Source organism: Paraburkholderia bengalensis (assembly GCF_037126505.1).
Taxonomy (GTDB): Bacteria; Pseudomonadota; Gammaproteobacteria; order Burkholderiales; family Burkholderiaceae; genus Paraburkholderia; species Paraburkholderia bengalensis.
Genome location: NZ_JACFYJ010000004.1, coordinates 174943 through 196087, shown reverse-complemented (window position 1 = coordinate 196087; position 21145 = coordinate 174943). Strand labels below are relative to the sequence as shown.

17 protein-coding genes and 1 pseudogene are annotated in these 21145 nt (G+C 57.1%); all 18 read left to right on the top strand.

Annotated features, from left to right (window positions below):
- The first annotated feature begins 386 nt into the window (after positions 1–386).
- Entirely contained in the window at positions 387–1400 is a 1014-nt protein-coding gene (locus tag H3V53_RS04555) for a GlxA family transcriptional regulator (RefSeq protein WP_336596918.1), read from the top strand.
- A gap of 160 nt (positions 1401–1560) precedes the next feature.
- Positions 1561–3249 (top strand): ABC transporter substrate-binding protein, encoded by a 1689-nt coding sequence (locus H3V53_RS04550; protein ID WP_336596917.1) that lies wholly within the window; start codon positions 1561–1563, stop codon positions 3247–3249.
- A 71-nt stretch (positions 3250–3320) separates the two neighbouring features.
- A complete protein-coding gene (locus tag H3V53_RS04545; RefSeq protein ID WP_054920043.1) occupies positions 3321–4340 on the top strand; it encodes an ABC transporter permease subunit in 1020 nt (339 codons plus the stop codon).
- Between the two features lie 4 nt (positions 4341–4344).
- Positions 4345–4521: pseudogene (locus tag H3V53_RS43570) on the top strand (hypothetical protein); the annotation flags it as partial.
- A gap of 15 nt (positions 4522–4536) precedes the next feature.
- Positions 4537–5220, top strand: coding sequence for an ABC transporter permease (locus H3V53_RS04540; RefSeq protein WP_336596916.1), 684 nt, complete (start codon positions 4537–4539; stop codon positions 5218–5220).
- The gene (locus tag H3V53_RS04535) at positions 5208–7322 is read left to right on the top strand and encodes an ABC transporter ATP-binding protein (RefSeq protein WP_336596915.1); all 2115 of its coding nucleotides are present in this window, start codon (positions 5208–5210) and stop codon (positions 7320–7322) included. Before H3V53_RS04540 ends, H3V53_RS04535 begins: the two co-directional genes overlap by 13 nt.
- Positions 7319–8755 (top strand): dihydropyrimidinase, encoded by a 1437-nt coding sequence (hydA, locus tag H3V53_RS04530; protein ID WP_336596914.1) that lies wholly within the window; start codon positions 7319–7321, stop codon positions 8753–8755. Before H3V53_RS04535 ends, hydA begins: the two co-directional genes overlap by 4 nt.
- Positions 8752–9513, top strand: a complete 762-nt coding sequence (locus H3V53_RS04525; protein ID WP_336596913.1) for an SDR family NAD(P)-dependent oxidoreductase — start codon at positions 8752–8754, stop codon at positions 9511–9513. The genes hydA and H3V53_RS04525 overlap by 4 nt, the downstream gene beginning before the upstream one ends.
- A 47-nt stretch (positions 9514–9560) precedes the next feature.
- A complete protein-coding gene (locus H3V53_RS04520) occupies positions 9561–10586 on the top strand; it encodes an NAD-dependent epimerase/dehydratase family protein (RefSeq protein ID WP_336596912.1) in 1026 nt (341 codons plus the stop codon).
- A 17-nt stretch (positions 10587–10603) separates the two neighbouring features.
- A complete protein-coding gene (locus H3V53_RS43565) occupies positions 10604–11179 on the top strand; it encodes a polysaccharide deacetylase family protein (RefSeq protein ID WP_419539416.1) in 576 nt (191 codons plus the stop codon).
- Positions 11127–11537 carry a polysaccharide deacetylase family protein gene (locus H3V53_RS04515; protein WP_336596911.1) on the top strand — a complete coding sequence of 137 codons (411 nt, stop codon included), beginning with the start codon at positions 11127–11129 and terminating at the stop codon, positions 11535–11537. Before H3V53_RS43565 ends, H3V53_RS04515 begins: the two co-directional genes overlap by 53 nt.
- 43 nt (positions 11538–11580) lie before the next feature.
- Entirely contained in the window at positions 11581–13260 is a 1680-nt protein-coding gene (locus tag H3V53_RS04510) for a thiamine pyrophosphate-requiring protein (RefSeq protein WP_336596910.1), read from the top strand.
- The gene (locus tag H3V53_RS04505) at positions 13250–14590 is read left to right on the top strand and encodes a dihydroorotase (protein ID WP_336596909.1); all 1341 of its coding nucleotides are present in this window, start codon (positions 13250–13252) and stop codon (positions 14588–14590) included. The genes H3V53_RS04510 and H3V53_RS04505 overlap by 11 nt, the downstream gene beginning before the upstream one ends.
- Entirely contained in the window at positions 14577–15350 is a 774-nt protein-coding gene (locus H3V53_RS04500) for an SDR family NAD(P)-dependent oxidoreductase (RefSeq protein ID WP_336596908.1), read from the top strand. Before H3V53_RS04505 ends, H3V53_RS04500 begins: the two co-directional genes overlap by 14 nt.
- Positions 15351–15378: 28 nt before the next feature.
- Positions 15379–16347, top strand: a complete 969-nt coding sequence (locus tag H3V53_RS04495) for a LysR family transcriptional regulator (RefSeq protein WP_336596907.1) — start codon at positions 15379–15381, stop codon at positions 16345–16347.
- A 108-nt stretch (positions 16348–16455) separates the two neighbouring features.
- Complete coding sequence (locus H3V53_RS04490) at positions 16456–17241, top strand: SDR family oxidoreductase (protein ID WP_336596906.1); 786 nt, start codon at positions 16456–16458, stop codon at positions 17239–17241.
- Between the two features lie 240 nt (positions 17242–17481).
- Complete coding sequence (locus tag H3V53_RS04485) at positions 17482–18645, top strand: porin (protein WP_336596905.1); 1164 nt, start codon at positions 17482–17484, stop codon at positions 18643–18645.
- A 1259-nt stretch (positions 18646–19904) separates the two neighbouring features.
- On the top strand, positions 19905–20954 hold the full coding sequence (locus tag H3V53_RS04480) for a porin (protein ID WP_336596904.1): 1050 nt from the start codon (positions 19905–19907) through the stop codon (positions 20952–20954).
- Positions 20955–21145 lie beyond the last annotated feature (191 nt).

The following is a 21145-nucleotide window of genomic DNA, read 5'->3' as shown; positions in this document are numbered from 1 at the left end:
AGTTCACGGATATAGGCAGTGAGAAGCTAACGCGATCGTGTGTTCGACGAGGCTGGGCAGACCGCTGCAACCGAAGTGCGCAAGCACGTTTTCGATCCCATGCTACAGCGGCACGCTCAACGACGCCTTTGGCAGTATGGGACGCACGCGGCTCTACGGAACACAGCTTTCATTCGCTTGCAATCGGCGACAAGAAGTCGCCCCCTTTGCGGACCGGACCGGGTCACACCAAACGCAGCCCGCCACCACGCGAGTCTTTCATCCGTCCATGGTTGTGCATACGTAAGGCTCTCGATGCCACCCGCTTTTAAATAGACACATTGACAGCCCTGCATGTCAAGAGGCAAGTTAGCTGCCATCGCTGGAATCCTTAAAGGCACCTTACGATGCGACAAGATTCAGAAAATGCTCTTGAAATGATTGCGGCGGCGAGCGAGCCATTACGCGTTGGTTTTTTCCTCGTCCCAGATTTCCCTATGATGACCTTCGGCGCGGCCCTGGATCCGCTCAGGCAGGCGAATCGTATCGCCGGACGCAGTCTTTACAAATGGATTTTTGTGTCAACAGACGGTGCGCCGGTTCATTCAAGCGCGGGCGTTCCGATTCCCATCGATTATTCGATAGCCGATATGCCCGCGTGCGATCTGGTGATTCTCTGTGCTGGGCTGAACCACATCAAAGCGTATAAGCCTGCTGTGTTCAGATGGCTGAGGTCATTGCACGGCCTTGGATGTGTGCTCGGAGGGATATGCGCGGGCCAGTTCCTGATTGCAAAGGCGGGGTTGCTCGAAGGGCGTCGATGCGCGGTCCATTGGGAGTTGCTCGCTGCTTTCCAGGAGGAGTTTCCACAAAGTGTCGCATCAAACGCCATCTTCGCTGTGGATGGCCCATTTATTACCTCGTCGGGCGGGACGGTGACACTTGACATGATGTTGTATGTGATTGCCGCCAGCAAAGGGCGGGATATCGCAGATGCCATTTCAGACCAGTTCAACCATCCTGAGATACGTCAGCAAAACTCGGCGCAGCGCCTGCCAGCGCAAACCAGATTTGGCATCCGTAATCCAAAGTTGCTGGAGATAGTGAAGGTGATGGAATCCAGCATCCGCAACCCCGTTGATCTCCAGGTTCTCGCCCGACGGGTGCAGCTGTCGACCCGGCAGATCGAGCGGTTGTTTGTCACGCATCTGGGAAAAACGCCTTCTGCCTTCTACGCGGGTCTACGTATGGCCCGCGCTCACGATCTGATTTTGCAAACCGACCTGTCGATTGCGGACGTCGCGCAAATCTGTGGCTACATGTCCGTGTCGCGATTCGGACGCATGTATCGCGCCCAATACGGGAATACTCCAAGAGAGGTGCGTCAAGGCGGGTTAACTCGACGGTCAGCGGTAAATTGAACCGCTCCACCTGGTCGGTTCTTGACAGCCGCTGTGCAAAATCGCGCATGTCGCGTTTTGTACCTGAAATGTCGCATTGTGTTTTTTGCAACGAATCGAATCGCCGTAACCTTGCGTCAGTTGTTCATTGCCCGCCGCCCCCATTCCCGGAGAAAACGCAGTGTCCAAGGATTCCAAGCCCGCTCAGCACCCATATATTCCTGTTCTCGTCGAAGACCTGAAACGCGGGACCATTTCGCGCCGTCATTTTCTACGCACGGCCACACTGCTCGGATTGTCGGCAGTCACGGCGTATAAGCTCAGCGGTGAAAAAAACCCTTTCATTGACGAGGCGAAGGCCGCAGATGCGTTGCCAAAAGGCGGACACCTGCGTATCGGCATGCGATGCATGGAGATCAAGAGCCCGCATCAAGCTGACTTTGCTGAAAAATCAAACGTGATTCGGCAGGTTTGCGAGTTCCTTACATTTACTGATGGCGCAAATATCACCCACCCTTATCTGCTCGAAAAATGGGAGGCCAGCGACGATCTGAAGACCTGGACGTTGCACATCCGCAAGGGTGTGAAATGGCACAACGGTCGAGCACTGAACGCAGACGATGTCGTATGGAATCTGAAGCGTGTCTGTGATCCAGCGGTTGGTTCGTCGCAGCTTGGATTGTTCACGGGGTATCTTGTCCAGGAATATGACTCCGGTCAGAAAGACGCGAACGGAAAGCCGAAGAAGGCCAGCCGCCTCTGGTCAGATCATGCGATTGAAAAGGTAGACGACCTGACGGTCAGGCTGAATTGCTTTGCGCCGCAGATCGCCGTCCCGGAACATCTGTTCCATTACGCGATGTTCATCACGGATCCGGCGGACAAGGGAATGTTTGGCGCCGGGTTTAACGGCACGGGACCGTTCGAACTCACATCGTACACGGTAGGCAAGGGCGCGATGTACAAAGCGCGCAAGGATTACTGGGGCACAGGGCCCTACCTCGATACGTTTGAGTTTGTCGATTTGGGCGATAGCGCTGGCGCGGGGATCTCGGCGATGGCATCGCGTCAGGTTGATGGGCTGTCCGAGGCTGACGCAGTCCAGGTAAACGCAATGAAGCGGCTACCGCACGTGCAGCCCTATAGCGTACTGACGTCGCAGACTGGCGTCGCCCGGATGCGCGTCGATCACAAGATCCTCGGAGACAAACGAGTGCGCAAGGCAATGAAGCTTGCGATTGATCATCAGAAAATCATTGCGACTTCACTGCTCGGCGCAGGTACGTCCGCCGAAGACCATCACGTCGCCCCAGTGCATCCCGAATACTTCCCGTTGCCCAAGTATGGGCGCGACGTTGCACAGGCAAAGAAACTGCTGGCCGAAGCCGGTTACCCGAACGGCTTCGAAATCGACATGGTGACGCGTCCTGATCCCATCTGGGAGCTGAATACCGTTCAGGCCTTGGCGGAACAGTTCAAGGACATCGGCGTAAGAGTGAATATCAAGCCATTGCCGAGCGCGCAGTACTGGGAGGTGTGGACGAAGGTGCCGTTCAGTCTGACTGGTTGGGGCCACCGCCCGCTAGGAGTGATGACGCTTGCTCTCGCGTATCGATCAAATGCTGCATGGAACGAGTCAGGCTACTCAAACCCGGAGTTCGATGCATTGCTCGATCAGGCAGACGGCATCCTGGACCCGAAGAAACGTAGTCTCGTGATGGAAAAGATCGAAAAAATCATGCAGGAAGACGGCCCGATTGTGCAACCGTTCTGGCGTGCTTTCTCGACAGTCATGGACAAGAAGGTCAAAGGCTTCTCGGTTCATCCGTCGCAGTACATCTTTGCCAATCAGTATGCAGTAAGCGCGTGAGTTTAAGGGGCGCCTTCCGGGGCGCGGTGTACCGGGTGCTGCTGCAAGGTCTAACAGAGAGTCTTGTTCCGATGGCTTCATTTCTCGCCAAGCGCATTACGTTGATGATACTTACGATGTTATGCGCGTCTTTCGTCGTATTCGCGGTCTCGGAGTTCACGCCGGGAAGTGTCGCACGCCGAACCCTCGGGCCCTATGCGACACAGCAGCAGGTGGACTTGCTGTCAAAGCGGATGCATGCCGACGAGCCTCTGATGGTTCGCTATGGAAACTGGCTTGGCGTGCTCGTTGGTGCCAAACCAGACCCGCTCGAAGATCCGGGTAATGGGCTTGGATTTAGTGATCCGCGAGGCTCGCAATATTTTGGGAACTTCGGATACTCGACCCTCTACAAGGTGCCGGTCAACGATGTGATGTGGAAGCGCCTCGGACACACGGCGGTATTGGCCGGAATTGCCTTTGCATTGATTGTGCCGCTCTCCATGTTGTTCGGGATTCTTTCCGGACTGAAGGAGGGGGGCGCGCTGGATCGGGTTCTCTCGGTTATCTGCATCACGTTTACTTCGATTCCGGAGTTTGCCTCTGGCGTGTTCCTTGTGACGCTGTTCGTGATTCTCTGGCCGGTCCTCCCCGGAACAAGTCCGCTCGATGGAAGTGAAGGAGGGCATTGGTCTGTCGCGTCACAACTGGTGTTGCCGGTCGCCGTGCTCGTGCTGTACGACTTCGGCTATGTGGCCCGGATGATTCGCGTTTCAATGATCGGCGTCATGGAGAAGCCGTACATCCGTACTGCAATCCTCAAAGGATTGAGCCCGAGGCAGGTAATCCTTGGACACGCGTTGAGGAACGCGATGATCGCGCCGTTCACCGTGCTGTTGCTGCAAATCAACTTTCTGATCGGCGGCGTGGTGGTGACAGAGATGGTCTTTGCCTATCCAGGCTTTGGCCGGATGCTGCTGGATGCAAGCATGTTTGGTGACATTGCAACGCTTGAGGCTGCCACTCTTGTAACTGTATTCGTCGCAGTGCTCACGCAGTTTCTTGGCGACCTTGGCTACATGCTGCTTAATCCACGCATTCGTGTGAGGTAATTACATGTCTTCCATTGATCCCGGTGTTGTGCCCCTGGCGGTGCGAACGGCGCGTGCTCCGAGGCGGGCGTGGACACGTATCTTCAGTTCTCCCACGGCCGTAATCGGACTGTTTCTGATCGTTTTCTGGGTGGTCCTGGCCGTGCTCGCACCTGTCTTATCGTTGCCGTCACCTACTGCGCAGGACGCTATGGCTATGGCGGACCCAACGCCGTCAGCAGCCCACTGGCTGGGAACGGATATTCTCGGACGAGACATTCTTTCGCGCCTGATATTTGGTGCAAGGACCGTCCTGCTCGTAGCCCCGCTGTCTGTGGCGGTTGCCATGGTTGCCGGCATCATCCTTGGCATGCTCGCCGGCTACTTCGGCGGTTGGATTGAAACGATTGTTGACCGGTTCTCGGACCTGGTGCTCGCATTTCCGGTGCTCATTCTCTATGTGATTCTGATTGCGAATGTTGGGGCGTCAATAAGCAATATTGTTATTGCCACAACCATCGCTTCGGCACCTGGTATCGGGCGCATCGTGCGCGGCCTCGTGCTCGATCTCAAGCAGCAGGAATACGTGGCGGCGGCGCGTCTACGTGCAGAAAGTACTTTTTATATCATCGTTTGCGAGCTGCTTCCCAACTGTCGTGGTCCATTATTCGTCGATGCGTGCCTACGTATTGGTTACACAATTATCACGATTGGTGTACTTGGATTTCTGGGGCTGGGTCTTCCGCCACCGAATCCGGACTGGGGAGGTATGGTCCGGGAAACGACGACGGTGATTAACGTCTGGCCGCTGATGTCGATTGCGCCGTCGGTCGCGATCGTTAGTCTCGTCCTTGGATTCAACTTGTTGGCCGACGGGTTGCGGGAGGCATGGAAGCCATGAATGCAATCATTGATGCCGGCCTGCGCGGAAATCGCAATGTGTCGCCGTCTGCTAATAAGGCTCTGCTGGAGATTCGTGATCTCCGCATCGAATACCGTGGGCGGTATGAATCAGTCGTTGCCGTACCCAATGTGTCGCTGACCATCGCCCCAGGCGAGAGCTACGGGCTGGTGGGCGAATCAGGCTGCGGCAAGACAACCACTGCCATGGCAGTCGTGGGATATCTGGGTGCTAACGGGCGGGTGACAGGCGGGAGCATCCGTTTCGAGGGAGAAGAAATCGTTGGCGCGAGCCCGGAAAAATTGCGCACGATTCGTGGCCGTCGCGTAGCGATGGTGTATCAGGAGCCGATGAGCGCGCTTAATCCGGTCAAGACGATCGGAGCCCAGCTGGCGGAAGTTCCAATTCGCCATCTTGGCGCCAGTCGCGCTGAAGCACGTGACATGTGCGCGAGCATGCTTGAGGATGTGCGTCTACCGGACCCGCTGGCGATGCTCAAGCGTTTCCCTCATCAACTGTCAGGTGGCCAACAGCAACGCATCGTTATTGCGATGGCCTTGCTTGCCCGTCCTGCGCTGTTACTGCTTGACGAGCCCACGACCGGTCTGGACGTGACCGTGGAGGCTGCGATTCTTGACCTGATTGCAGACCTTCGAAAGCAGTACGGGACGAGCCTTCTCTACATCTCTCACAATCTCGGGCTCATCGCCAGCGCATGCGATCGGGTTGGAATCATGTATTCGGGCGAGATGATTGAAGAGGCGGGCACGCAGACGCTGTTTCGCGAACCTCGCCATCCTTACTCGCAAGGTCTTCTCGGCTGTATCCCTGGTATAGGGAGCGCAAAAGGCGCGCGAGCGCTATCGCCGATTCCGGGCCATCTGCCGTCTCCGAAGGAACGTCCTCAGGGTTGCTGGTTTGGACCGCGTTGCAGTCATTTCAAGCAGGAAACCTGCGGCGTGGACCCAATCAAGCTTGTCGCTGCCGAAGCTGGTGAGCATCTGGTCAGATGCATCCGATGGAAAGAGCTGACGCGCGAAACTGTGGCCTTGAATGCCGGGGCAACTGACTCTATCGAACATGCCACGGCGTTGACAGTGAAGGATGTGTCCAAGCAGTACCTCCTGAATGGTGGACGTCGGACTGTCCAGGCTAACGAATCTGTATCGTTTGAGGTAGGCAAGGGCGAGATACTTGGTCTGGTTGGGGAATCGGGATGCGGCAAGTCCAGTCTCGCGCGCATGCTTGTTGGCCTGGAAGGCGCTACGCCGGGCTCAATTCAGTACTCAGGCGTCGAGCTGGCGCAAGTACCTGCGAAGAAACGCGCTCACGACATGCTGAAGTCGATTCAGATGGTGTTCCAGAATCCTGATAGCACGCTCAATCCATCACATTCTGTCGCCACACCAATCCGTCGTGCATTGCGCAAATTCGGCGGTTACAAAGACAAGGCGGCGATTGAGCAGCGCCTGCAAGAGTTGCTCAAGCTCGTACGACTACCAGCCGAACTGGCGCAGCGTCGTCCTTCGCAGCTATCCGGTGGACAAAAGCAGCGTATCGCCATCGCTCGTGCGTTCGCGACCAATCCGTCGCTTATCGTCGCAGACGAACCCGTCTCGGCCCTGGACGTGTCTGTGCAGGCTGCCGTGATCACACTGCTGCTATCAATCCAGAAAGAGCAGGAAAACACGCTGGTCTTTATCAGTCACGATCTGGCGCTGGTGCGTCACATTGCGGACCGCATCGTCGTGATGTACCTCGGTCGCATCATGGAGAAAGGGCTTGCTGAAGAAATCTTTGCTCCTCCGTATCACCCTTACACCGAGGCACTCCTTTCAGCTGTGCACAGTCCAGATGCTTCGGTGAAGCAGCAGGAACGGATCCGGCTGAGCGGTGAGACGCCCAGTCCGATAAACGTGCCACAGGGTTGCCGTTTCTCCTCGCGTTGTCATCGCAAGATTGGTGAAATTTGCGACACCGTTTCCCCACCGGTCCGTCAGGCTTCTGCGACACATGAAATTGCCTGTCATATCAGTCTTGAGGAACTCCGGACGATGCGCCCGGTTTTCCAGCAAAGCAACTCGGGAGGTGCGCTCGGATGAGCGACGAAAATCGCCCCTTTGACCTCGTTATTCGTGGCGGTACGGTCGTTTTGCCTGAGGGCCCATCTCAGATTGACATCGGCGTGCGCGACGAACGGATTGCCGCGCTTGGCGCCAATTTGCCTGCAGGGCGCGACGAGATCTCTGCCGCCGGGCGTATTGTGCTGCCTGGCGGGGTAGATGCTCACTGTCACATGGATCAGCAGCCATGGGAGGGAAAGTCCACTGCTGATGATTTCCAGAGCGGCACGCTGTCCGCGTTATGCGGTGGAACAACGACAATTATTCCGTTTGCCATGCAGATGCGTGGACAATCGTTGTCTGAGGTTGTCGCGGACTACCATCAACGTGCACTTCCGAAGGCGCACATCGATTACACGTTCCATCTGATTGTCGGAGATCCGACGCAGCGAACGCTCGAGGAAGAGATCCCAAGGTTGATCGCCGAGGGGTGCACTTCGGTGAAGATTTACCTGACCTACGAGGGGCTTAAGCTTGACGATTACGAAGTCCTCGAGGTATTGAACGTTGCAAGACGGGAAGGGGCTATGGCGATGGTGCATGCGGAGAATGACGCATGTATCCGTTGGCTGACGGACCACTTCCTGAAAGCACGCAAGACCCATCTGCGTTATCACGTGGTATCACATCCGACAATAGGTGACCGTGAAGCAACCTTCCGTGCGATCAGTCTGGCCGAGGTAATCGAGACACCGATCCTTATCTGTCACGTGTCAGCCGCCAGCGCAGCGGAGGAGATCCGGCGTGCCAAGGCGCGCGGCCTGCCGGTCTACGCAGAAACCTGTCCGCAATACCTCTTTCTTGCTGCCGAAGATATTGACACCCCCGATCTGTCTGGTGCGATGTGCGTATGTACCCCGCCTCCAAGGCCACGGGAAAACCAGGCTGAAATCTGGCGTGGCCTCCTTGACGGCACGCTTGAAGTGTTCTCGTCCGACCACTCCCCTTGGCATTACCGGGACAAGATTGCTGGTGGACCGGATACTCCGTACACGCGCATTCCCAACGGTGTGCCGGGTATCGAAACACGCCTGCCGCTACTGTTCTCAGCGGGGGTGAACGGCGGACGTATGTCGCTCACGCAATTCGCGGAAGTGACGGCAACGACCCCGGCGAGGCTATACGGCCTGTTTCCAAAGAAGGGGATTATTGCGATCGGCTCCGATGCAGATTTTGCAATCTGGGACCCCAAGCGCGAGGTCACTATCAGGAATAGCATCCTGCATCACGCCACCGACCACACACCTTATGAAGACATGATTGTGCATGGCTGGCCCGTGACCACTATTTCGCGCGGCGATGTCATCTGGAATGAAGGTGAGGTGACATCGAAACCGGGACGGGGCCGTTTCATCGCTGCAGAACGTCCTTTCGCGCGTCAGACCTCGTTGCCGTCCGTGCTTGAATCATGACAACACCCGGTAAGCGCCTAGAAGGCAAGGTAGTGATGATTAGCGGGGCTGCAAGCGATATTGGCGTTGCGATAGCAACGCGATGTATCGCTGATGGGGCCTTCGTCTTATGCACGGATATCGATTTAGACGCCGCAAGCAGTACGGCAAGGCAGCTCGGTTCTGCCGCGCTTGCCGTGCAGTGCGACGTAACCAGCCTGGAGTCAGCGCGTGCCGCTGTTGAACGGGCGCGTTCGCAGTTCGGTCGGCTCGACGGTTACGTTCACAATGCGGCCGCACCCTGGCATGACGGATCAGTGGAGGATCTTGACCCTGCGCATTGGCATCAGGAAGTCGACGTCTCCCTTACCGGTGCTTTCCTTATGAGTCGATTTGTCGTTCCCCTCATGCGCGAAACGGGTGGTGGTTCTATCGTCCTGGTTGCTTCCCAGTTGGGACACGTCGCGGCGGCACGATCAGTCGCCTATTGCGCGGCGAAGGCGGGGTTGATTCATCTCGCGCGCCTGATGGCTGTCGACCATGCATCTGACGGTATCCGTGTAAATAGTCTTTCTCCAGGCGCGGTGCGGACCGGGCGTCTGTTGCAATCGTGGTCTTCTCTCGATGAGGCGGACGCGATGCTCGGTCCAGCTCACATCCTCGGGCGAATTGGTCAACCGGAAGAGATTGGAGCCAGCGCTGCATTTTTACTCAGTGAGGATGCGTCCTTCATCACCGCCACAGATTTACTGGTAGACGGCGGGTATACGGCGCGCTAGCTCAGAACCAGGTGTCGGTGATGTAACTCAATTTTTCAGGAATTTAGATGAACTTATTGATAACAGGGGGGACCGGCTTCGTCATGAGCGTGGTGGCTCGCGAGTGGCTTGAGCGACACCCTGATCGACGAGCCGTGATTCTTGATCGTGCGGGGCTGGACGCGACGGCGCAAGCCTGGTTTGCGCCTGTGCGGGAGCGACTTACCGTTGTGGAGGGCGATGTACGCGCTCCGTCCGGTTGGGCTGCCGAACTTAAGCGTCATGAGATATCGGCCATTGTGCATGGCGCTACAGTGACGCCGATCTCCCGGGGCAGCGCGGAAGAGGCTGCGCGGGTGCCGCCTGAGGCGCTAACGCCCGTCAAGATCGTGGACGTCAACCTTATGGGCACCGTGCAGTTGCTGGAATGGGCACGGCAAAACCCGGCTATCAGACGCTTCATCTACATCAGCTCGGGTTCGGTCTACCGGCACCATGGGCCCGACTGGGCACCGGAACCGCTCCCAGAGGACGGATACGTCGCACCTCTCACGCTCTATGGTATTTCAAAGTTCGCCTCGGAGATGATCGTAAACCGCTACGCGGAGCTCTTCGGACTCTCGGCCGCGTCTGTGCGGTTGTCGTCGATTTACGGCCCGATGGATCGTGCCACTGAGAGTAGAAACTTCCGCCACGTGCCAAACAGGGTAGCCCAGATGGCGCTGGATGGTGAGGTCATTCGACCTAACAGCTTGAAACCGGTCGGTGACTATCTGCATTCTGTGGACGCGGCGAAGGCGATTCTTGCCCTCACGGAAGCGGACAAGCTGCGCTATCGGCACTACAACGTGGCTAGCGGCGAGACAACGAGTATCGGCGACATCATTGGCTGGGCCCTACAGCGAGTTCCCGACCTTCGCTTCGAGGTTACGCACGAGACAAGTGCAAATGTCATCCAGGACCCAGCCCTGGCCACCGGGATGTGGGGCGCCTATGACATTTCGCGACTCGAACGCGATACGGGCTGGCGGCCACGAGACGGTCGGGAAGCCTTCCACGACTACATGGATTGGCTAGTCGCCAGTCGTTCCTGAACGCGAAACCTATCACTATGACTGACATTCAGACGCAAGGCCCAGCAAGGGATTTCATTGGCTATGGCCGGACTCCGCCGTACGTTATCTGGCCTGGCGGGGCGAAAGTTGCAATCAACCTCGTGCTGATATACGAGGAAGGATCTGAATACTCGTGGCTTGAAGATGGTCGCAACGACAACTGGGGCGAATATAACCTCGCTACAAGTCCCGATTTGCGAGACCTCGGCACCGAGACCCATTTTGAGTATGGGAGCCGCGCAGGGGTGTGGAGACTCGCCAGGCTGTTCGACCGCTATAACGTTCCGGTCACTGTTTCGGCCTGCGCTGTAGCACTGCAGAAGAACCCTGACGTGGCTGCCTGGATGAAGGACCGTGGGCACGATCTACTCGGCCACGGATTGCGTTGGACGGACTACCCTGGCATGAGCCGTGAGGAGGAACGCAGGCAATTGCAAGAGGCAATCGACTTGTATCGGGAAGTTCTGGGCGTGCACCCGGCGGGTTGGAATTGCCGTTCGTTTCCGAGTGTGAATACGCGTGAACTTATCATCGAGTCGGGGGGGGTTCCTCTACTACTCCGATCCTTGTAATGACGACATTCCCTACTTCGTCAAGCACGACGGCGGCGACCTGCTCGTTGTCCCTTACTCGAAGACTTTGAACGATAGCCGCTACCTCATCGCGCCAGGCTATGGCAACCCGCGAGATTTCGCGGAAGACTGTCGCTCAGCCATTGACTATCTGATTGATGAAGCGGACGAGACGGGCGGCAAGATGCTGACCATCGCAGCGCATGCACGCTGGAGTGGACAGCCAAACCGCGCCTCTGGTTTGCGCGAAGTGATCGAGCACGTCAGCCGCTCGAATGGGAAGGCTGCTTTCATGCGACGGGAGGACATCGCGCGCCATTGGCTCGCCAATCACAAGCAGTTCAAGAAGGGAGCCTGATTGTGACTTCGTCAGTATTCTGGTCGACGCGACGGGGTGAGCAATGACGGGTGCGAAAATCGTTGCGACGATCCTTAAGCAGCAAGGGATGAAGCACATCATCGGCTTCCCGAGCAGCGGGTTGTTTGATGCGGCAGCGGAACTGGACATCCCACCGGTGATTGCCCGCACGCCGCGAGTTGCGGTCAATATCGCGGAAGGGCACGCGCGTACCACGCTGAGCGACGACCTTTCTGTCGTGACCGTTCAGTATGGTCCCGGGGCGGAAAGCGCGTTTGCCGGCGTGGCTCAGGCATGGAATGACCGGGCGCCGGTTCTTTTCTTGCCGACCGGCTATCCGCGTGGTTCGGAAGCCGTCGCTCCCAACTTCGAGGCCTGTCGGAATTTCAGACACATCACAAAATGGTGCGAATCGGTAAGCCGCATTGAGGATCTGCCGCAACTCTTGTACAGCGCAATCTCCCGTGTGCGTAATGGTCCGCCCGCGCCGGTGTTGCTTGAGTTGCCTGTGGACTTGCTCGAGCAACCGTGCGATCTGGAGTTTCCAAGCTTCCATCAGGCCCGTCGTGCGCGTCCACAGGCCGATGCGGCGGAAATCGATGAGATCGTAGAAGCTTTGCTTGGAGCGCGGAACCCGGTGATCCTTGCTGGACAAGGTGTTCTAAGCGCGCGGGCAACCAAGGAACTGGTCGAGTTCGCGGAACTTGTCAACGTGCCTGTAATGACCACCCCGAATGCCAAGAGTGCGATGTCAGAGAGACATCCCTTGGCACTCGGCACGGCGGGGCGCGCGCGTCCGGCAACCGTAGATCGCTTTATCGAACGGGCAGACGTCATCCTGGCGTTAGGTAGCAGCCTTACGCGTTCGTACTACATCCGTCCGGTGCCTGTAGGTAAGCGCGTTCTGCAGGTCAGCATAGATCCAAACGACCTGGGGAAAGATTATCCGGTTGCGCTTGGTGTGGTCGGCGACTGCCGGTCTGTATTGCGCCAGATGCTCGCCCGTGTTCGTGACGATGCAACCGCGATGGCACGACGTGCCGGACGTGCTGTTGAACTCGCACAGGAGATCGCTGACTGTCGGCGTGTATTTATGGACCGATGGATGCCGTTCATGAAAGCGGATGGTAGTCCAATCTCACCCTACCGCGTTGTGCGAGAGATTATGGAAGTGCTGGACCGGGAAAAAGCCATCGTGACCCACGATGCCGGCAATCCGCGCGACCAGTTTATTCCGTTCTACGACGTGACCGAGCCTCATGGATATCTCGGCTGGGGCAAGACGACTCAGCTCGGCAGCAGTCTTGGCTTCGCAATGGGTGCCAAGCTCGCCCGCCCTGACGCGGTCGTCGCGACTGTGATGGGGGAGTCAGCGTTCGGTATGGTTGGCATTGACTTTGAGACAGCCGTTCGCTGTCAGCTACCGGTCCTCGTCATTGTGTTGCGTAATCACGTGCTTGGTGGCTATGCCGCGAGTATGCCCATAGCGACCAGGAAGTATCAGGCAAATCGTGTATCCGGCGAATATGCACCGATCGCGAAAGCGCTTGGGGGCCATGGTGAATGCGTGATTGACCCCGAGCACCTGCGAGAGGCGTTGCAGCGTTGTGTCGCTACTGTTCGCGACGGTAGGGCGGCGTTGCTTGAGGTGGTGACCCACGAAGAAGGGCGTCTGCCCGGACTCGGTGTGATGAGTCACCTGACGGAGGCGCATGGTGTTTGATCTGGTACTGCGAGGCGGCACGATCGTAGGGGCAAACGGTTTCTTGCGTGCGGATCTGTGCGTAAGTGGTGGCCGGGTAGCTGCGCTGTTGAGTCCGCAGACTCCAGTAGGCGCAAAAGCAGAATGGCGAGTCGACGGCTGTTATCTACTGCCTGGTCTCGTCGACGCACATGTGCATTTGCGCGAACCCGGGCTAACCCACAAGGAAGACTTTGAATCTGGTACGCGTGCGGCTGCGGCGGGCGGCGTGACTACGTTGCTCGATATGCCTACCGATGAGCCGTGGACCGACACTGTCGATTCGTACACAGAGAAGCAAAGCTTGGCGAAGGGACGGTTATACGTCGATGTCGGACTTCAGGTTGCATTGCGTCGCGATACCGATCAGTTGCATGCCCTTCGATCGCTGAACCCGGTATCCGTAGAGGTGTTTACCGCTGACGTGCCAGCGGCCTATTTGCATGACACGCAGTCTTCGCTGTTGCATGCACTAAAGCGGATAAAGCCGTTGGACATTCTTGCGTGTGTGTCACCGGGTGATCAATCGTTGTTGGAGTCCGTTGTTCAGGGCGGAGTAGACGAGTTCGCGGCTAGTCGGCCGCCCCTGGCCGAAGCCAGTGGAATTGCCAAGGCCATTCTTTCGGCAGCGGAGGCGATGACCCGTATCCATATCCGACAGACCAACTCAGCGCTCGGAATAGCAACGTATCGCCGCATGCGCGACCTTGCCGATGTCAGCATCGAGACGACGCCGCAATGCCTTCTGTTCAGCGCACAGGACTATTACCAACTCGGTGCTGATATCAAGGCGTCACCTCCGATGCGATCGGTCGAAGACCGTGACGTGCTGCGTGAGGCCTTGCGCGAGGGGCTGATTGACATTGTCGCGACGGATCACGCCCCTCATTCCCGGGAAGAAAAGACTGCCGAGTACGGCACGTTTGCGGCGATACCGGGTGGCATGCCTGGCGTGCAGACCTTGTTGGCCTCGATGTTGCACTTCGTCGGTACGGGCGACATCGACCTGCCCGCGCTGGTCCGCATGTGTTCGACCAATCCCGCGCAGCGGTTCCGGATTGGGGACCGCAAGGGCGCGCTTTCTCCCGGAAAAGACGCTGACATTCTGGTAGTTAACCCAAATCTTGATACATGCATCAGACATGGCGACCAGCTATCGAAGGCGGGGTATACGCCCTTCGACGGCATGCGGGTGCCGGGGAAACTCACTGCGGTGTTTCTGCGAGGCCAGCCAATTTACGAGGACGGTCGCCTGGCATCGGTTGCACCGACAGGGACAATTTTAGGGGCATTCGATCATGAGTTTGCTTGAAGGAAAAGTCGCCGTTGTTACCGGTGCGAGTTCTGGGCTGGGTCGCGCAATAGCTGTTCGATACGCCCAGGAGGGCGCTCGCGTTGTCCTTGCGGATTTGCGGGATGAGCCGATAGAAGGGGGCGAAACAACTCAGGTAGTGATTGAAACCTTCGGTGGAACTGCCATGAGTGTTGCTACCGATGTATCCAGCTGGGAACAGGTCGACCGGCTGATCGTAGGCGCTGTTGAGCGGTTCGGGCGACTCGACGTGATGGTGAATAACGCCGCAACGTATACGAGCACCAACCTGGTTCAGACGAGCGAGTCGCAATGGGACCAGGTGCTACGTGTGAATCTCACCGGCATGTTTCACGGTTGCAAGCGCGCTGTTCAGCAGATGCTTGGCCAGGAGCCCGTCGATGAAGTTCGCGGCCGCATCGTTAACATCTCCTCGCAACATGGCATGGTGGCTTCTCCGGGTGATTTCCCGTATGGCGTCACCAAGGGTGGAACGGTGCAGCTCACCCGGCAGGTGGCTGTCGATCATGCACCCGATCTGATCGTCTGCAATGCGGTTGCGCCCGGGAAAATAATCACCGGTAAGCCCGGTGCGGCAAACGATCCTCGCGCCCTTGAATATTCTCATCAGCGCACGCCATGGCCTCGTCTTGGGAGACCGGAGGACGTCGCCGGGGCGGCGCTGTTTCTTGCGAGCCCTCTCGCCAGTTTTGTGACAGGTATCAATCTGATGGTCGATGGTGGCTGGATGGCTGGTTAGTTAGCCGCTCTTCTTAGGTCGCAAGGATATGAACCAACTCTCCGCCATGCGGATGTTCGCCAAGGTAGCCGAGTCGCTGAGCTTCACCGTTGCCGCAAAAGAGTTGCGAGTCTCAACCGCGATGGTGACTCGCGGTGTCGCAACGCTGGAGACACATCTAAATCTGCGGCTGCTCAATCGGACCACGCGCAGCGTTGCCCTTACCGAGGCCGGACAAGAGTATTGGCAGGGCTGCCGGGAACTGTTGCGGCACCTGGATACCCTGGAAGCGAATGTATGCTCCTCTGCACGTGATGCAGGCGGCTCTCTAAGGATTGCGGCGCATGAATCGTTCGCGGCTGCTGATCTTTGCGGGCTGATTGCTGAGTTTCGGAAGAGCGAGCCTCGTGTTGACTTTGAGATTACGGTTTTCGCGTCGACGCAGGATCTGGTGGTGGGTACCTACGACTTATGCTTCGTCGCGGAACGCAGATTACGAGATTCTTCGCTGGTGTGTCGTCCATTGACCGTGGTACGGGACGTGATCGTGGCGTCACCCATCTATCTTGGTCAGAAACAGACACCTTCCCAGCCGTCAGATCTCACCGATCATGACGTTCTCACAGCCTCTGAGCCATCCTTGCGCACATGGGATTTCAGTGACGATTACGGCATCCAACGCATACTCTTGCGTCGAGTGTTTAGTTCGTCCGATCAGTTGACTGTGATCCGTGCGGTGAAAGCCGGTCTCGGCATTGCCCGACTGCCGGCTTCACTTGTCTCGACAGAGCTTCGTGACGGCACGCTTGTGCCGCTTCTTGAAGATTTCGAACTTGAAAACGGCACACGTACGGTCTGGATGTTGTACTCAGGTCATCGATACATGACCCCGCGAGTGCGTCGATTCATTGATTTTTCTGTCACGCACTATAGAGGCGACATCCACCAGCGGGAAAACCTACCGCTAAACATAGTCTCCGGAACTCACGCAGGCACCGTGACCATTGGCGCTTCGTGAAATTGCTGGCGCGCGTCAAATAATTGGAAATATCTTGTTTTTACACGACCGGCCGTCGGCCGAACATCAAACCAAGCCGGCAGTATTGCCGGACAGGATGGATACGACATGGATTTGGGAATTGCAGGCAAGGTTGCGCTTGTCACTGGTGCAGGCGGCGGCCTTGGTGGCGCCATTGCCCTCGCGCTTGCGCGCGAGGGCGCGAAAGTCGTCCTTGCGGATATCAATGCTACAGCGCTAAAGGCCGTTGCGGATGGCGTCCGTTCAAAAGGTGGAGAAGAACTGTCCCTCGAATGGGACCTCGGTGATCTTTCCGTCATCGATGCCCGCGTGGATGCGATCGAGGCGCGGTTCGGCAGCGTGGACATACTCGTTAACAACACGGGCGGTCCGCCGCCGACGCCGGCGTCAGGCCAACCCGCGGAGCTTTGGGGAAAGCACTTTCACTCAATGGTCTTGTCGGTCATCGGTATCACAGACCGTGTGCTACCCGGTATGAAGGCAAAGAAATGGGGGCGTATAGTGACGAGCGCATCGTCGGGTGTAGTCGCACCAATCCCGGGGCTCGCGATTTCGAACGCACTGCGCATGTCTCTGGTTGGTTGGTCGAAGTCGCTGGCTAGAGAAATCGGTCGTGACGGCATCACAGCGAACATCATCGTACCGGGTCGAATCGGCACTGATCGTATCCGCTTTCTTGACGAAGCGAAGGCCAAACGGGAAGGGCGAACAGTTGAAGAGGTCTCGGCTGAAAGCACCGGCTCCATCCCCCTTGGCCGCTACGGTCGGCCGGAGGAATATGCTCAGGCAGCGGCCTTTCTGGCAAGCGAAGCCGCTTCCTATGTTACGGGATCAGTGGTGCGGGTGGACGGCGGGCTGATCGCCAGCGCCTGATCGATCAAACCGTAGAGGGATCTACGGTTTGTTTAGAATAATTAGTAATACAGAATGTATCTTTCTTGGCTGACGAATTTTGAATAGTCGGGGTGTGGGTGAGAAGCAACGCATTTGTGTAAAAACTGTTTTTCACCGGTCTGTTATTTCGTCCAACTTAGTCTCTCGATGTCTCCGGTGTCGACGGTAACCCCGGGGAGACCTCATCCAAGTCAAACTCTTAAAAGGGAAATTTGAATAATGAAGTTGAAGACAAAAAGTATGTTGGTTTTGTTGGCAGCCACTGGTGTGGTCGCTGCCCCGTTACACGCATTTGCTCAAAATACGGTGACGCTCTATGGCGCGATTGACGAGGGCTTGCAGTATACGAGCAACGTTAAGGGCAAAAGCAACATTCAGACGACTTCGGGGCAGGACTCTGGCGATCGATGGGGATTGAAAGGAGTCGAGGATCTTGGCGGCGGTCTGAAGACCATCTTCCAGATCGAAAATGGATTTAATCTAAATTCCGGTAACCTGAACAATGGTGGCCGGATCTTTGGGCGTCAGGCGTACATCGGTCTCCAATCTGATAGTTTCGGCACCTTGACGTTCGGTCGTCAGTATGACCCGCTGGTGGACATGCTCGGCCCTCTGACTGCAAACGGAAACTGGGCTGGCAGCTTGCTCTCCCACGTGTACGACAATGACAATACCGACAATTCGATCCGTGTCAGCAACGCGGTCAAGTTTGTAAGTAACAAATATGCGGGCTTTACATTGGAAGGTATGTACGCCTTCAGCAATGCTGCCGGTGCATTTGCAAATAATCGTCTTTACGGTTTTGCAGGGCAGTACGTGAACGGCGCTGTTACGGTTGCAGGCGCATACCTACAGGTCAACGGAAACGCAACGACCAATGCCGGTGGTGCCGTATCGGCTGCCGACACCGACTTTTTGGCTGAGCGAAACCAGATCTTCGGCGGTGGCATTAACTATGCATTGACGTCTGCGGCGACTGTCGGGTTTGTCTATACGCATACGAATCTAACGAATACAACAGGAAGCGAGTACTTCGGTAATCTTGCCAACGCCGCCAATTCGCTGCACTTTAATAACTTTGAGGTGAACGCCAAGTACCAGTTCACTCCCTCGTTCTACGGTGGCCTGATGTACACGTACACGATGGCCAAATATGACAGCAACGCGGGACAGGCCCGGCCACACTGGGGCAATTTCGGCGGAATGGTCGACTACAATTTGACCAAACGTACCGATGTCTATATGCAGGTGGCCTATCAGCGAGCATCGCACACACCGGATTTCGCTGCTCCCCTCGGTCAGGCCGTCCTGGTCGGGACCGACGCCCCCTCGTCCAGCATGAACCAGACTGCCGTTCTCGTGTCATTCCGTCACCTGTTCTGAACGATCGGGTTTGACAAAGGCCTGCTGGTGCTGTCTCACCGTTGCGTCAGCAGGTTGAACACCGCGCGTGCATCCGGCTGTCGATGCAATGCGCTTTCGAGAGCCCCAAAGCGGGCCGGTTCGCACAGCCCCCGGAAGATAGCGGCAAATTTTGTGCTGCTATCCGTGTGCATGTGAAGCGGAATTGAAATTTCCGATTATCTATTCACAGCAATTTACAGTCTCATACATTGAGCGGCCCCCGGTAAACAGTGCCAGCAATTCACGCGTTCCTAGGCTACCGCCGGTCGCACGGCTGGTCCGCTACCGCGCAACGCTATCGCGCCGTCGGACAATGGCGAAACGAGCATGCACTGCGCTCAGTCCTTCGAGCCTCATCCTTCATGTCGCACCTTACCCGCTAATTTAAGTGGGAGACGGTGTCGGGTGATTCACGGGGGCGTTCGAAAAGTCAACATGTCGGCCGCTGACCAAGTCTCAATCGAACTAAACATGGGACCCCTGATTGGATGCAGTCCCGCGCCAGTCAGGCGGGCGGTGTTGTTGGCCTCATGCAGCCACAGCGACGCGCACAGCCTCGTAGCGCTGTTCGCGTCGACTGGGCACGCGATGCGCGGCGTGCGGAAAGTCCTGGCGTTGCCGTCGATGTCGGGTGGAACATGCTTACGCTCCTACGGTACGAGGACAATGTCCGCCGCACCGTCTCACGTGTGCAGCGTGGGAGGCTGACTGGCGACAAGCGCACCGGCCCGATTCGTGAGATTTGGATAGGTAGCGAGGAACGCCTCGATCGGCTTTGCGGCGGGGCGCGATACCCGCACGGCGTGTGGACGTGGCCGCCGACCAATGTGGTCAGCAATTTGCGGTTCAAAGCCTTCAATCTGAAACTCTCACCACGGCTGACTCTCTACATGCGCCCGCTGAAACAATGGAGATTGCGCGAGGCGAACGCGGCAGTTGTGCCAGAGCGATGCAAATCCTGCGTTTGACAATCATTTTTCCAGTTGACGTGCTTCTGCCGTCCCGCCCATAAAATCGCGCACCGTAAGTACCTCACGCTTGAGATGTCCAGAAATATTTCTTGTGCATCTCTTTTTTGTCGTCCTAAAGTCGATTGTCGATCGCTTACCGATCATTCGTGAGCATCTCACGATCGCGTTTTTCATGCACATGTCGTTCGGGACACGAATCGAGAGAGCGGTTCACACTGAGATGCTTAGTAATCCGACATTAACCATTTGACGAGACGGGAATCTGAAATGCGCAAGATGGCTTTGGCTTGTTCTGCAGCACTCGTTGCACTCGGCACCGTGACAGTGACGCCAGCCCGGGGCGAGGTCACGCTGTACGGCATTCTCGATACGTATCTGGGTTATACGAACGCAGGCGGCAAGGGCGCGCAGACCGCGATGCAGAGTGGCGGTCTGGCGGCAAGCCGTGTAGGGATCAGAGGAAGCGAAGATCTCGGCGGCGGCTTGCGTGCGACCTTCGATCTCGAGAACGGCATCCTCACGAACTCGGGCGCAGCAACGGATTCGACGCTCGCCTTCAGCCGCAGTGCGTGGGTCGGTCTCGGCACGCCGTATGGCGAGTTCCGTTTCGGTCGTCAGAACTCCGTCCTGCTGCTGATGCACAGCAAGTTTGACGCGTTCTCCGGCGGTACCTACGGCTCGTTTCTTCACAACGCTTCGACGTTCGTGTTCCGCTACGACAACATGATCACGTACTGGTCGCCGAACATCGCCGGGTTCACGTTCTCCGCGGGTGCGAGCCTGGGCGGTCAGACGTCACCGCATGACGCGCTGAATGCGTACGTCGGCTCGATCGATTATCAGCGCGGCCCGCTGTACCTCGGCGTCAGCCACGCGGAGCAGAACGGCGCGAACGGAAAAGTCAATACGAAGACGACGTTCGCCGGCGGCAGTTATCAGTTCGGCAGCGTGACCGGCTACTTCGGCTATTACCGCGGCAACAACCTCGGCTCGAATATCTCAACCAATGTGCAAGGCAAATATCACAGCGTCTATTCGCTGTCGACGGCCTATAACGTCACACCGGCGCTACGGCTCGCTGCCGGCGTCGGCTACGCGCAGGATAGCTCAGGCCAGGATAACAATGCCGGAGAAGTGAGCGTTGGTGCGTTCTACAGTTTAAGCAAGCGGACGCTGGTCTATGGAACGTTTGAACGGCTCGTGAACCGCCACGGCGCGACCTATGCGCTGATCGCCAATGGGCCCATCACACCGAACACGCCGACGCGCGGTGAAGGCGTGACGGGCGCGCAGCTCGGGATACTGCATTCGTTCTGACGGCGCGATGGCGCAGTGAGCGGCATGCGGATAGGTCATGAGAGAGAAGTCAGGGAGCGGCATGACATATCGCTGAACAGCTCAGGAGTCGCGTTTTTTTTACGTGCATTTTTTTTAATGGCTGTTCTAAGTTAACTCAGCACCTGCCCACATGCGTACCCGTGAGCAGCCTACGAGACGAAGGAGAGGTG

Coding starts and splice junctions, on each gene's coding strand:
- H3V53_RS04555 (WP_336596918.1), top strand. CDS start 387: ATGCGACAAGATTCAGAAAATGCTCTTGAAATGATTGCGGCGGCGAGC.
- H3V53_RS04545 (WP_054920043.1), top strand. CDS start 3,321: ATGGCTTCATTTCTCGCCAAGCGCATTACGTTGATGATACTTACGATG.
- H3V53_RS04540 (WP_336596916.1), top strand. CDS start 4,537: ATGGCGGACCCAACGCCGTCAGCAGCCCACTGGCTGGGAACGGATATT.
- H3V53_RS04535 (WP_336596915.1), top strand. CDS start 5,208: ATGGAAGCCATGAATGCAATCATTGATGCCGGCCTGCGCGGAAATCGC.
- hydA (WP_336596914.1), top strand. CDS start 7,319: ATGAGCGACGAAAATCGCCCCTTTGACCTCGTTATTCGTGGCGGTACG.
- H3V53_RS04525 (WP_336596913.1), top strand. CDS start 8,752: ATGACAACACCCGGTAAGCGCCTAGAAGGCAAGGTAGTGATGATTAGC.
- H3V53_RS04520 (WP_336596912.1), top strand. CDS start 9,561: ATGAACTTATTGATAACAGGGGGGACCGGCTTCGTCATGAGCGTGGTG.
- H3V53_RS43565 (WP_419539416.1), top strand. CDS start 10,604: ATGACTGACATTCAGACGCAAGGCCCAGCAAGGGATTTCATTGGCTAT.
- H3V53_RS04510 (WP_336596910.1), top strand. CDS start 11,581: ATGACGGGTGCGAAAATCGTTGCGACGATCCTTAAGCAGCAAGGGATG.
- H3V53_RS04505 (WP_336596909.1), top strand. CDS start 13,250: ATGGTGTTTGATCTGGTACTGCGAGGCGGCACGATCGTAGGGGCAAAC.
- H3V53_RS04500 (WP_336596908.1), top strand. CDS start 14,577: ATGAGTTTGCTTGAAGGAAAAGTCGCCGTTGTTACCGGTGCGAGTTCT.
- H3V53_RS04495 (WP_336596907.1), top strand. CDS start 15,379: ATGAACCAACTCTCCGCCATGCGGATGTTCGCCAAGGTAGCCGAGTCG.
- H3V53_RS04490 (WP_336596906.1), top strand. CDS start 16,456: ATGGATTTGGGAATTGCAGGCAAGGTTGCGCTTGTCACTGGTGCAGGC.
- H3V53_RS04485 (WP_336596905.1), top strand. CDS start 17,482: ATGAAGTTGAAGACAAAAAGTATGTTGGTTTTGTTGGCAGCCACTGGT.
- H3V53_RS04480 (WP_336596904.1), top strand. CDS start 19,905: ATGCGCAAGATGGCTTTGGCTTGTTCTGCAGCACTCGTTGCACTCGGC.